Annotated in this window: 8 protein-coding genes; 5 read left to right on the forward strand and 3 right to left on the reverse strand. The window is 67.9% G+C overall.

Annotated elements, in window-relative coordinates; genetic code table 11:
• Positions 1–236: 236 nt before the first annotated feature.
• The gene (locus ACWPN5_RS00330) at positions 237–2264 is read left to right on the forward strand and encodes a PAS domain-containing sensor histidine kinase (RefSeq protein WP_492293619.1); all 2028 of its coding nucleotides are present in this window, start codon (positions 237–239) and stop codon (positions 2262–2264) included.
• Positions 2265–2418: 154 nt separating this feature from the next.
• Here the strand turns inward: ACWPN5_RS00330 and ACWPN5_RS00335 are convergent, their stop codons facing one another.
• Together ACWPN5_RS00335 and aceA are read right to left on the reverse strand one after the other, a co-directional pair.
• Positions 2419–2982, reverse strand: coding sequence for a DJ-1/PfpI family protein (locus ACWPN5_RS00335; protein ID WP_094301285.1), 564 nt, complete (start codon positions 2980–2982; stop codon positions 2419–2421).
• A 701-nt stretch (positions 2983–3683) separates the two neighbouring features.
• Complete coding sequence (gene aceA / locus ACWPN5_RS00340; protein WP_114860663.1) at positions 3684–4961, reverse strand: isocitrate lyase; 1278 nt, start codon at positions 4959–4961, stop codon at positions 3684–3686.
• 189 nt (positions 4962–5150) lie between these two features.
• Here aceA and ACWPN5_RS00345 point away from each other — a divergent pair, with 189 nt between their 5' ends.
• The 3 genes from ACWPN5_RS00345 to ACWPN5_RS00355 all read left to right on the forward strand — a co-directional run bounded on the left by ACWPN5_RS00345 (position 5151) and on the right by ACWPN5_RS00355 (position 9565).
• A complete protein-coding gene (locus ACWPN5_RS00345; RefSeq protein WP_492293622.1) occupies positions 5151–6593 on the forward strand; it encodes a helix-turn-helix domain-containing protein in 1443 nt (480 codons plus the stop codon).
• Positions 6594–6775: 182 nt separating this feature from the next.
• A complete protein-coding gene (locus ACWPN5_RS00350) occupies positions 6776–7549 on the forward strand; it encodes a ferredoxin--NADP reductase (protein WP_145682665.1) in 774 nt (257 codons plus the stop codon).
• A 204-nt stretch (positions 7550–7753) separates the two neighbouring features.
• A complete protein-coding gene (locus ACWPN5_RS00355; protein WP_492293624.1) occupies positions 7754–9565 on the forward strand; it encodes a glycoside hydrolase family 17 protein in 1812 nt (603 codons plus the stop codon).
• A gap of 49 nt (positions 9566–9614) precedes the next feature.
• Here ACWPN5_RS00355 and ACWPN5_RS00360 read toward each other — a convergent pair whose 3' ends face one another.
• The gene (locus ACWPN5_RS00360) at positions 9615–10325 is read right to left on the reverse strand and encodes an orotate phosphoribosyltransferase (RefSeq protein ID WP_200476617.1); all 711 of its coding nucleotides are present in this window, start codon (positions 10323–10325) and stop codon (positions 9615–9617) included.
• Positions 10326–10594: 269 nt separating this feature from the next.
• Between ACWPN5_RS00360 and ACWPN5_RS00365 the strand changes: the two genes are divergently transcribed.
• Positions 10595–12211, forward strand: coding sequence for a DUF3369 domain-containing protein (locus ACWPN5_RS00365; protein ID WP_145682672.1), 1617 nt, complete (start codon positions 10595–10597; stop codon positions 12209–12211).
• The last annotated feature ends 22 nt before the right edge of the window (positions 12212–12233 follow it).

The following is a 12233-nucleotide window of genomic DNA, read 5'->3' on the forward strand; positions in this document are numbered from 1 at the left end:
GTGGATCGGCAGCGATGTCCCTGGTGAGCGGTACGGATTTATGCATGGATGGGGGCTGGTGTCAGCGCCGATGCCGTGGTTTTCTGCGGTGCGAAAGGCTGATCCCCACCCTTTCCGTTTCATTTTTCCGCGGTTGGTCTGGAAATAGACGGTTTGGACGGTCCCCCTGCCCCTGTTCACGCCCTGCCTTGCTCTGATAGCATGTCCGCCATGCATGATCTGCCCTATCACCGCCCATGACCACCGTCCTTCCCGTCGCCCCGCACGCCGATGCGGCGCCTCTTGGGCTGGAGAAGGCCGGGTTGGCGAGCACCGGGTTGACGGGGACCGGGGTGACGAGGGCCGGGTTGGAAATGACTGGGCTGGACATGGCTCCTGAGGATGCGGCCGGCTTGGCGTGGCTGGACGCGCTCGCCACGCCGCTGTGGCTGCTCCACCCCGATGGCCTGACCTTGTGGCTGAACGGCGCCGCCCGCGCGCTGATCGGCCTGGAACCCGGCGCGCCCGCCGCCGCCGTCCGGATCAGCCTGTCCAACCGCTTCCCCGCCGCGCTGGGGCAGGCCGCCGCGGGGCGGACGGTGGAGGTGCGGGCGGTCATCCACGCCCCTCTGGTCCTGCCGCTGGAGGTGGACCTCCGGCTGGTTCCGGCGCCGCTCCCGAACGGGCTGATCCTGGCCGAAGCCCCCGCCGACAGCGGCGCCCGGCAGGAGATGATGCGGCTGAACGAGCAGCTCATCGCGCTGTCCTACGCCTATCCCGACATCCGCTTCGAGCTGCTGCGCGACGGCACCATCCTCGACTTCGCCGCCGCCAGCCCGGGCGACCTGAACGTTCCCGCCGAGCGCTTCCTGGCGCACCGCGTGCAGGAGGTTCTGCCCGATCCCGCCGCCGCGATGCTCGCCGCGGCGCTCGGCCGGCTGAACGAGGGGCAGACGGTCATCGGTCTGGATTTCTCCCTGCCGCCGCCGCTTGGCCAGACGGGGGCCGGATCGGAGGGGAGCACCAAGTTCTTCGAGGCGCGGCTGGTCGCCCTGCCCGACAGCGACCGGGTGATGTGCAGCATCCGCAACGTCACCGAACGGGTGCTGGCGGAAAGCGCCGCCCGGCGCGCCCATCATCTGCTGTCCGACGCCATCGAATGCATCACCGAGGGTTTCGTGCTGTACGACGCCCAGGACCGGCTGGTGCTGTGCAACGGGCGCTATCGCGAGCTGTTTTCCGCCAACACCGACCTCATCACGCCGGGGGCCCGGTTCGAGGAGGTGCTGCGCGGCGGGGTCGAGCGGGGCGTCTACCAAGTGCCGGACGGCGACCTGGAGGGTTGGATCGAGCGGCGGATCGCGCAGCACCGCGGCGCCGGCGCCCCCATGGAGGTGCAGCTTCACGACGGGCGCTGGATCCGCATCGAGGAATGGCGGACCCACGAGGGCGGGACCGTCGGCATCCGCGCCGACATCACCGACCTGAAGGGCCGCGAGGCCGAGCTGAGCGCCGCCCGCGACGAGGCCGAACAAGCCAACCAGCGCAAGTCCGACTATGTCCACCATCTGAGCCACGAGCTGCGCACCCCGCTGAACGCCGTGCTCGGCTTCGCCCAGATCATCCACGACGAGATGATGGGGCCGAACAACCCGCGCTACCGCGAATATGCCGGCCAGATCGCGGCGGCCGGCGTCTACATGCTGGACCTCATCAACAACCTGCTCGACCTCGCGCGGATCGAGGCGGGGCGGATGGACCTCCATGAGGAGGCCTGCAACCTGTCGCTGCTGGTCGACCTGACCTTCGGCATGATGCAGCCGCGGGCCTGCGAGGCCGCGGTGGCGCTGTGCATGGAAATTCCCGACGATCTGCCCAGCCTGCACGGCGACGCCTCGCAGATCCGGCAGATGCTGACCAACCTGATCGGCAACGCCATCAAGTTCTCGCCGCCCAAGGACGGGTGCGTGCGGGTGCGCGCGGAGCTGACGGAGGACGGCGGCATCGCGCTGACCGTCGCCGACAACGGCATCGGCATGCGGCCCGAACAAATCCCGGTGGCGCTGGACGCCTTCGGGCAGGTGCATGGCCGCAACCAGGGTCATAACCACCAGGGCCGCGAGCGGGCGGCGGAGCGCGGCTCCGGCCTGGGCCTACCGCTGACCCGCGCGCTGATCGCGCTGCACGGCGGTGGTTTCCACATCGACAGCCGGGTCGGGGCCGGGACGACGGTGCGCCTGACCTTTCCGCCCTGCCGGGTCGGCGGGGGAATGCAACGTCTCTAAAAAGCGGGTTTTCAAAAACCGGAAACGGGTCCCCAAAACGCGCAACGGCCGCGCGCGCTGAAAGCGCGGCGGCCGTGAACCCACAAGACGATACCCGCAGGAAAAACGGGCGGCCTGTCGAGGCGCTTTGGCTTGGCCTTAAGCTGGCTTGGCCTCAGGCGGCCTTGCGCACGGCGGCGGCCTCGGAGAAGACCTTGACGACCTGCTCGACGAAGGCGGCCAGCTCGTCATGGCCCAGCGCCGTGATGGTCACGTTGTCCACCACCAGAGCCTCGTCGCTGATCTTGCCGCCGGCGGCTTCCAGCTCGGCGCGGACGGCCTCCGGAGCGGCCAGCGTGCGGCCCTTCAGCTTGCCCGGGATGGCCAGGAGCTGGATGCCCTGATCGATCGCGGCGATCGGCTTGCCGGCGTCCAGGAAGTGACCGACGATGCGGCGGGTGTGGGCGCTCTGCTGCAGCTTGGTGACGCTGCGCTCGCCACCCGGCAGCAGCAGCATGTCATAGTCGGCACCCAGAACCTCGCCGACCTGCTTGTCCACCGGGAAGTAATGGCCCCAGGACTTGCCGTGCCAGCCGTTCACCAGACCCTGTTCGGGAGAAATCGTACGAAGAGTAGCGCCGGTCTTGAGGAGAGCCCGTTGCGGCTCCGTCATCTCCAGTTCCTCAAAGCCGTTGGCGACGAGAATGGCAATGCTCTTTCCTGCGAGGGGTTGATCCATACTGTCTTGTCCTTTCATCGTTCAACCAGAGTGCGCGGGCCATCGCCGAGAATGCGCCGACGGGGAAAAGAAACGGCGCACGCCGCGCAAGGCTTTGCGCGGCGATGGGACCCGCAGCCGGCCCTCGTCCGATGAGGTCCGGCGGGGGGGCAATTACGCCCCTGATCGGTTTGTGGTGAGCATGGAACACAAGTGGCGGCAACGAGGTCCCAAGTCAATGGCTTATTCCGCACTGCAACGCAGCTTCCCCACCATCGGGCAGGGCAACCGACACGGCAATTTCGCGGTCGCGCTCAAGACTTAATCACGATTTCCCGATTATGACGGTTGGGATGGCGCAGGTCAGCCATGCCGTCACGGCGCGGCTGTGACAACGAATGGTCGCGGAAACGGCGCCAGACAAAAAAGGCGGCGGACAAAAAGAAGCGGCCGGAGGCGGACCTCCGGCCGTTTGAAGTCGATAGCGTCAGCCGTTCGAAGAGATCCGGCTCGCACACCGGATCGGGAACCACCGGTCACCGGGGCGGCGGGCCGAGGCCAACCGTCCGGAGGATCGGCGCAAACCGGTCATACGGCCCGAGCCGGGGAGGCTGCCGCGATGGGCGGCCGTATGACCCTTTCACACTCTGCCGGGGCAAAGTGCTGTCTCGTCCGAGGCGGGCGCGTCCGGCGGATGGAACCGGACACACCCTGCGGTTGGATCAATGGAACTGATCGGCCTCGGTGGAGTCCTTGTAGGCGGTGGTCGAGGACTGGCCGCCCGAGATCGCCGTGGCGACCGCGTCGAAGTAGCCGGTGCCGACCTCGCGCTGGTGCTTGGTCGCGGTGTAGCCCTCGGCCTCGGCCGCGAACTCCGCCTCCTGCAGCTCCGAGTAGGCGGCCATGCCGCGCGCCGCGTAGCCCTTGGCCAGCTTGAAGGCCGAGTAGTTCAGGCTGTGGAAGCCGGCCAGCGTCACGAACTGGAACTTGTAGCCCATGGCGCCGATCTCGCGCTGGAACTTGGCGATGTCCGCCTCGTCCAGGTTGGCCTTCCAGTTGAAGCTCGGCGAGCAGTTGTAGGCCAGCAGCTTGTTCGGGAACTCCTTGCGGATCGCCTCGGCGAAGCGCTTGGCCTCTTCCAGGTTCGGGCGGGAGGTCTCCCACCACAGCAGGTCCGAGTAGGGGGCGTAGGACAGGCCGCGGGCGATGCAATGCTCGACACCCGTGCCCTTCTTCAGGCGGAAGAAGCCCTCCGAGGTGCGGCCGGCGTCGAAGTCGATGAAGGGATGGTCGCGCTCATCCACGTCCGAGGTGATGAGCTGCGCGGACTCCGCGTCGGTGCGGCAGAGCACGATGGTCGAGGTGCCCATGGTGTCGGCGGCCAGGCGGGCGGCGTTCAGCGTGCGGATGTGCTGCTGCGTGGGGATCAGCACCTTGCCGCCGAGATGGCCGCACTTCTTCTCCGACGCGAGCTGGTCCTCGAAGTGGACGCCCGCGGCGCCGGCCTTGATCATCGCCTTCATCAGCTCGAAGACGTTCAGCGGGCCGCCGAAGCCGGCCTCGGCGTCCGCGATGATCGGCGCGAACCAGTAGGTGTCGCCCTTGCCCTCGGCGGTCTGGATCTCGTCGGCGCGCTTGAAGGTGTTGTTGATGCGCTCGACCACCGCCGGCACCGAGTTGGCCGGGTACAGGCTCTGGTCCGGGTACATCTGGCCGGCCAGGTTGGCGTCGCCGGCGACCTGCCAGCCCGACAGGTAGATGGCCTTCAGGCCGGCCTTCACCGCCTGCATCGCCTGGTTGCCGGTGAGCGCACCCAGCGTGTTGATGTACGGCTCGGTGTTCAGCAGTTCCCACAGGCGCTGGGCGCCCAGTTCCGCCAGCGTGTACTCGATCTTGACCGAGCCGCTGAGGCGCTTCACATCGTCCTGGGTGTAATCGCGCCGGATGCCTTCGAAGCGCGCGGCGCGGAGAGCGGCCTTGGTCTTTTCATCGAGCGACATGGTCGTTTTCCTTCTTTTCATCACCGTTGCGCTGCTTTTGAGCGCTTGCCCTGACAAAACAACTAAAACGACCTTCGCTGCCTTGCAACATGCCCTTGTTTGTAAAAGGGTCTGTTTGTAAACTACCGTCAGAAAAGTTCTGTAAATCAGTAAATATTGTAAATCCGCCAAGCTGGAGTTCGGTCGGCCATGGACAAGAAGGCGATGCTGGGTCCGAAGGTGCGTCGGCTGCGCCGCGACCACGGCCTGACCCAGGCCCAGATGGCCGAGCAACTGGGAATCTCCCCCAGCTACCTGAACCTGATCGAGCACAACCAGCGTCCGGTCACCGTGCCGCTGCTGCTGAAGCTGGGCCAGCAGTTCGGCGTGGACCTGCAGAGCTTCGCGGAGGACGAGGAGAGCCGCCTCGTCGCCGGCCTGCGCGAGGTCTTCGCCGACCCGCTGTTCGACGGCTCCGACATCAAGAACCAGGATTTCCGCGAACTGGCGGCGGTGGCCCCGACGCTGGGGCAGGCGGTGGTGGCGCTCTACCGCGCCTTCCGCACCAGCCGCGACGACCTGCAGACCCTGTCGGAGCGGGTGGCCGACCGCGAGAAGCTGCATCTGGTCCAGACTTCCTCCTTCCCGCAGGACGAGGTGCGCGACCTCTTCCAGGCCCACTCCAACCATTTTGCCGAGCTGGAGACGGCGGCGGAAGAACTGTGGCAGGAGGGCCGGCTGGAGAAGGGCGACCTCTACCGCGGCCTGACCGACTATCTGCTGAACAACCACAGCGTCCGCGTCCGGCTGCTGCCGTCCGACATCATGGGCTACGCGGTGCGCCGGTTCGACCGGCACGGGCGGCGCATTCTGCTGTCGGAAATGCTGGCGCCGTCCGGACGCAACTTCCAGCTCGCCTGCCAGATCGCCCTGCTGCGCCACCGCGACCTGCTGAACCAGATCGTCGAGTCGTCCGGCCTGACCGGCGACGAGGCACGTCGGCTGGCCCGCATCGGTCTCGCCAACTATTTCGCGGCGGCGGTGGTGATGCCCTACGCCCGCTTCTGGGAGGCGGCCAATCAGGTCCGTTACGACATCGAAATATTGCGACGCCGGTTCGATGCCTCGTTCGAGCAGGTCTGCCAGCGGCTGACCACGCTGCAGCGGCCGGGGGCGAAGGGCGTTCCCTTCTTCCTGATGCGGGTGGACAGCGCCGGCAACGTGTCCAAGCGCTTTTCCGGCGCCGGCTTCCATCTGGCCCGCTTCGGCGGCGGCTGCGCCCGCTGGATCGTTTACGAGGCCTTCCGCACGCCGGGAAAAATCCACAGCCAGCTGGCCCAGATGCCCGACGGCACCACTTATTTCTCCATCGCCCGCACGGTGGTGAAGGCCGGTGGCGGCTTCCGCAGCCCGCCGCAGCAATTCGCCATCGCGCTGGGCTGCGATCTCCAGCATGCGGCGCAGATCACCTATGCGGATGGTGTGGATCTCGAAAACACCGAGGCGGCGACGCCCATCGGTGTGAATTGCCGGCTCTGTCCGCGATTGGATTGCTCGCAGCGCGCCTTCCCGCCGCTGAACCATCGCCTGATTGTCGATGAGAATCTGCGCGGTCTGTCGCCCTATCTCTTCGCCCCGCCGGCGGGAGAGTAACGCCGTTTATTGTGCGATATCGTCTTGTGGTAACCGAAAAGCCACAACAAAATTGTTGGTATAAATTAGTGGTCTGTTGACGAATTTGTTGTTAAAGAAGTGTGCTGCAATGCGGCACGGCTTGGCTTCTGAAACGACACCGGCCACGGCATGCCGGTCACCGAAACGGACCTGCGGATTCCATGAGCAATCTGATTCATGAGCGCGTCCTGCGCGTTCACCACTGGACGGACACGCTGTTCAGCTTCACCACCACGCGCGATCCCTCGTTCCGTTTCGATCCCGGACAGTTCACCATGATCGGCCTGGAGGTGAACGGCCGGCCGCTGCTGCGCGCCTACAGCCTGGTCAGCGCCAGCTACGAGGAGACGCTGGAGTTCTTCTCGATCAAGGTGCAGGAGGGGCCGCTGACCTCGCGCCTCCAGCATCTGAAGGAAGGCGACACGCTGCTGGTCAACCGCAAGGCGACGGGCACGCTGGTGACCGACAACCTGCTGCCGGGCCGCAACCTGTACCTGCTCAGCACCGGCACGGGCCTCGCCCCGTTCCTCAGCATCATCAAGGACCCGGAGATGTACGCCCGGTTCGACAAGGTGATCCTGACCCACACGACGCGTACGGTGGGCGAGCTGGCGTACGGCGACATCATCAACACCGTCCTGCCGGAGAACGAGTTCTTCGGCGAGGACGTCAAGCAGAAGCTGATCTATTACCCGACCGTGACGCGCGAGCCGTTCCGCAACCAGGGCCGCATCACCGACCTGATCCGCAACGGCAAGCTGTTCGCGGACGTCGGGCTGGCCCCCTTCGACCGCGAGGTCGACCGCGTGATGATCTGCGGCAGCCCGGCCATGCTCGACGAGACCAGCGGCATCATGGACGAGCTGGGCTTCTCCATGGGCCACAACGGCGAACCCGGTCATTACGTGATCGAAAAGGCTTTTGTGGAACGCTGAGCGGATTTGCCGGAATAAAGCGGGCCGCGGTTCGTTGATGGGACGTGACGATGGCACGTCATCAACTCCAGCCGGCCCGCCTGGGCCGGGTTGGTCCTTGACGGGCGCGTCTCCCTCGCGGGGGCGCGCCCGTTTTCCTTCCGGAACTGACCCGGTTCGCCAGACCGTTTTGCCGATCCCGCATTTGGTGTAGACATCCCCTCCATGCGCCTCATCACGATCCTCGCCGTGCTGCTCGTGGCCGGCCTCGCGAATTTTGCCGTCTGGTCGCTGCCGAACCAGCCGGTGCCGCTCGACCCGCCGCCCGGTGGCAAGCTGAAAAGCGTGTCCTTCGCGCCCTTCCGCGACGGCCAGAGCCCGCTGACCCAGAAATTCCCCAGCACCGAGCAGATCGACGAGGATCTGGCGGCCCTCGCCCCGCAGGTGGCGGGGGTGCGCACCTACACCTCGCTGGAAGGGCTTGAGGTGGTGCCGGAACTGGCGCGCCGTCACGGCATGCAGGTCACCATGGGGGCGTGGCTGTCGTCCCGGCTCGACAAGAACGAGAAGGAGGTCGCCTCCCTCATCGACCTCGCCAACCGCTACCCGGACGTCATCACCCGCGTGATCGTCGGCAACGAGGTGTTGCTGCGCCGCGAGCTGACGCCGGAGCAGGTGGCCGGCTACATCGACCGCGTGAAGGCGGCGGTGAAGCAGCCGGTGTCCTACGCCGACGTGTGGGAATGGTGGCTGAAATACCCGCAGATCGCGGATCACGTGGATTACCTGACCATCCACCTGCTGCCCTATTGGGAGGACGTGCCGACCGACGTGGCCGGCGCCATGGAGCGCATCCGCGGCAGCTACCGCACCATCGCCCAGCGCTTCCCCGGCAAGCCGATCCTGGTCGGCGAGACCGGCTGGCCGACCGAGGGCCGGTCACGCGGTGCCGCGGTCACCGGGCTGGTCAACAAGGCCAAGTTCGTCAACGGCTTCGTCCGCCTCGCCGAGCAGGAGGGCTTCGACTACAACGTGATCGAGGCCTTCGACCAGGGTTGGAAGGCCAAGCTGGAGGGCACGGTGGGCGGCCACTGGGGCCTCTACACCGCCGACCGTCAGGCGAAGTTCGCGCTGGCCGGGCCGGTGGTGGAGAACCGCCAATGGCGGCTGCTGTTCGGCGTCTCCTCCAGCCTCGCCCTGGCGTTCGTCATCGGGCTGACCCTGCGCGGCCGGCCGCTGACCACCGGGGCCTTCGCCGCCCTGGCCGTCCTGGCGCAGGCGCTCTCCACCCTGTACGTCCACGCCGTCTGGGGCGCCCTGCACGGCAAGCACTACCCGCAGGACGTGGCGCTGTCGGTGGTCATGCTGGCGGCGACGGGTGTCCTGTCGGTGGCCGTCCTGCTGGCCGCCCGGCGGGCGCTGGGCAGCGGCGGTCTGGCTCTGGAACCGCTGGCGCCCCTGCGCGGCCGTCCGGCGCTGTCGCGGCTGGAAACGGTGGGCAAGGCCGCCGCCGTGGTCCTCGCCCTGCTGGGGATCGTCTGGAGCTTCCTGATCGTCTTCGATGGCCGCTACCGCGACTTCCCCAACTGGTACTTCGCCCTGCCGGCGCTCGGCCTGCTGGCGCTCGGCGCCATGCGCGCCACGCGGCGTCCGGAGGGCACGGGGGCGCTGGCCGCCTGGGGCATCGGCGGGCTGTTCCGCCCCGCCGTCCCGGTGGCTGATGCCCCGGCGAGCGGCCTGTGCGGCGCCGTCCGCCGCCTGCCGCTGGAGTCGGCGCTGGCCGTCCTGCTGCTGCTCGGCGCGCTGCTGACCGTGCTGGCGGAGGGCGTGGTGCCGATGGAGTCGCTGATCTACGGGCAGCTTCCCTTCCTTGAGGCCCTGCACGAGGTGATGTGGACCAGCCCGAACTGGGAGGCGCTGTCCTGGGCCGGGCTCCAGCTTCTGCTGGCGGTGCCCTACGCCGCCGCCGTCCTGGCCGCCCGCCGTGGCGAGACCGCCCGCGCCGGCCATCAATGGGTCCGCATCGCCGGGCAGTGACGGGTTTCCCCCTCTCCCGCTTGGCGTGGGAGAGGGGGCACGCTCTGCCTCAGGCCGCCTTCTCGCTCTTCCGGCTGCCCTGATGCTCCGCGGTCCAGCGCTTGGGATCGTGCAGGAAGGCGTGGATTTCGCCCTGCGCCTGCCCATCCAGGTAATGGCCGCGGTTCGCCACCTCCAGCACGTCCCACCAAGTCGCCAGCGCGTGCATCGTGATGCCGAGCGGGGCCAGATGCTCCTGGATCTCGTCGAAGATCCCGTACTGGAACAGCACGAACAGGTCGCGCACGTCGCAGCCCGCCTCCTTCAGCGGCTGGGCGAAGCGGGCCTTGCGGTGGCCGTCCGCGGCGATCTGCTCGACCAGCAGCACGCGCCAGCCCGGCTCGACCCGGCCTTCGATCCGGTGCTTGTAGTCCTGCTGTCCCTCCGGCGCATCCTTGCGAACGAAGACGAGGGGAAGGCCCATCCGGTCGGCGATCAGCGCGGCCCAGGGCACGCCGGCCCCCTCGGCGGCGGCGATGGCGTCCAACTCGCCGTCGCCGATCTCCTGCCCGATCATCCGCAGCGCGAAATCCAGCACCTCGTCGCGCACCGCGGGGTAGGAAAGCAGCCGCCGCCCCTCCAGATGGACCGGGCTGACCAGCCCCGAACCGTGGCGGCAGAGATGGTCCGGGTCGTACCGGACGCAGCCGGTCTCGATCAGATGGCGGGCCACCCCGATGGCCCCCTCGCGCAGCTCGATGTCCCAAGCGTCCGGAATCATGGCTTGCCCCCGTCGTTTTCGTCGTTGTCAGCCTCGTGCCTTTCTTCCGATGATCCCCCGTTCGGAGCGGGCCGCAACCCCTCCACACGCGCCGGGGCGGACGCTTTTGCGGTAGCCGGAACGGAGGAGGACAACGCGCCGCAGCCGTCCTCCGCCGGCAGTCGTGCGCAACGGCACACCAGAGCGGTTGACACGAACCGCGACAAACGTTGAAAAAGAGAATCGAATTGTAGCCATGCAGCTTTGGCAAAGCGGGGCGGGGAGCGGCGATGTCGGACATCCAGGGCTGGGGCCAGGACGAGGACGACGAGTTGCTGTTCGCCGACGAGGACGCTCCGGACCCGTCGTCCGCCCCGTCGCGCCCCGCCGCACCCTGGAAGCTGCTGATCGTCGACGATGACCCGGAGGTGCACGCGATCACCCGCGTCGTGTTGAACGATGTGACCTTCGACGGGCGCCGCCTGCACTTCCTGTCCGCCCATTCGGGGGGCGAGGCGCGGGCGATCCTGAACGATCATCCCGACATCGCCGCTGTCCTTCTGGACGTGGTGATGGAGACGGAGGACGCCGGGCTGCGGCTGGTCCACCACATCCGGGAAGTGCTGGGCAACCGGCGGGTCCGCATCATCCTGCGCACCGGCCAGCCCGGCCAGGCGCCGGAACGGCAGGTGATCGTCAGCTACGACATCAACGACTACAAGGCCAAGAGCGAGCTGACCGCCCAGAAGCTGTTCACCACGACGGTGGCCGCCCTGCGCTCCTACCAGCACATCGACGCCATCGAGCGCAACCGCCAGGGGCTGGAGACGATCGTCGACGCCGCCGGCACCCTGTTCGAGCAGCGCCGCATGGACCGTTTCGCCGTCGGCGTGGTGGAGCGGGTCGCCGCCCTGCTGCCGCGGGCGGCCGGCGCCTTCCTGTGCGCCGTGCCGCACAGCGCGACCCCGGATGGCGCGCCTCCGGATCGCCCGCCCCGGGAGGCGGAGGTGCTGTGCGGAACCGGCGTCTTCGCCGACGCCGTCGGCCGGCCGGTCAGCGCCGTGCTGCCCGGCGCGTCCTGCGCCGACATCGCCGCCGCCCTCGCCCGGGGCCGCAGCCTGCACCGCGACGACCACAGCGTCGCGCTGTTCCAGACCCAGCGCCCCGGTCCCGCCGCGCTGTTCATCGGCGGACACGGCGGCCTGCCCGAGGTCGAGCGGCGATTGGTGGAGATCTTCTGCTCCCGGATGTCGGTCGGGTTCGACAACGTGTCCCTCTACGAGCAGCTCCGCCTCGCCCAGGTCGCGACGGTGCACGCCCTGGGCAAGCTGGCCGAATACAAGGACGAGGTCACCGGGGAGCATGTCCGGCGCATCGGCCGCTGGGCCACCGCCATCGCACGGGAACTCCAGACGCGGGGCACCTGTGGCGACGACGCCGACGACCTGTTCTGCGAATTGATCGGGTTGGCCAGCATGCTGCACGACGTCGGCAAGGTCGCCATCCCCGACCGGATCCTGCGCAAGCCCGGCAAGCTGGACCCCGAGGAAATCACCCAGATGCGCGAACACGCCACCATCGGCGGGAGCATCCTGCGCGACGCCTCCGGCCCGGTCGGCGGGCGCAACTACCTGACGATGGGGGCGGAGATCGCCGAGAGCCACCACGAGAAGTTCGACGGCACCGGCTATCCCCGTGGGCTGGCGGGCGACGCCATCCCGCTGTCGGGCCGCATCGTGGCGGTCGCCGACGTCTACGACGCCCTGCTGCACCGCCGCCCGTACAAGGAGGCGTGGGAACTGGCGGCGGTGGTCGATCTGATCCGCGCCGAGTCGGGCCGGCATTTCGACCCGCGCGTCGTCGACGCCTTCGTCGCGGTCCTGGAGCGCGGCGGGCCGGAGGCGTAGCGGGAACGCCCCGGCTGTTTCA

This window comes from Azospirillum sp. UENF 211521, assembly GCF_058780535.1.

Coding starts and splice junctions, on each gene's coding strand:
- ACWPN5_RS00345 (WP_492293622.1), top strand. CDS start 5,151: ATGGACAAGAAGGCGATGCTGGGTCCGAAGGTGCGTCGGCTGCGCCGC.
- ACWPN5_RS00360 (WP_200476617.1), bottom strand. CDS start 10,325: ATGATTCCGGACGCTTGGGACATCGAGCTGCGCGAGGGGGCCATCGGG.
- aceA (WP_114860663.1), bottom strand. CDS start 4,961: ATGTCGCTCGATGAAAAGACCAAGGCCGCTCTCCGCGCCGCGCGCTTC.
- ACWPN5_RS00335 (WP_094301285.1), bottom strand. CDS start 2,982: ATGGATCAACCCCTCGCAGGAAAGAGCATTGCCATTCTCGTCGCCAAC.
- ACWPN5_RS00355 (WP_492293624.1), top strand. CDS start 7,754: ATGCGCCTCATCACGATCCTCGCCGTGCTGCTCGTGGCCGGCCTCGCG.
- ACWPN5_RS00365 (WP_145682672.1), top strand. CDS start 10,595: ATGTCGGACATCCAGGGCTGGGGCCAGGACGAGGACGACGAGTTGCTG.
- ACWPN5_RS00350 (WP_145682665.1), top strand. CDS start 6,776: ATGAGCAATCTGATTCATGAGCGCGTCCTGCGCGTTCACCACTGGACG.
- ACWPN5_RS00330 (WP_492293619.1), top strand. CDS start 237: ATGACCACCGTCCTTCCCGTCGCCCCGCACGCCGATGCGGCGCCTCTT.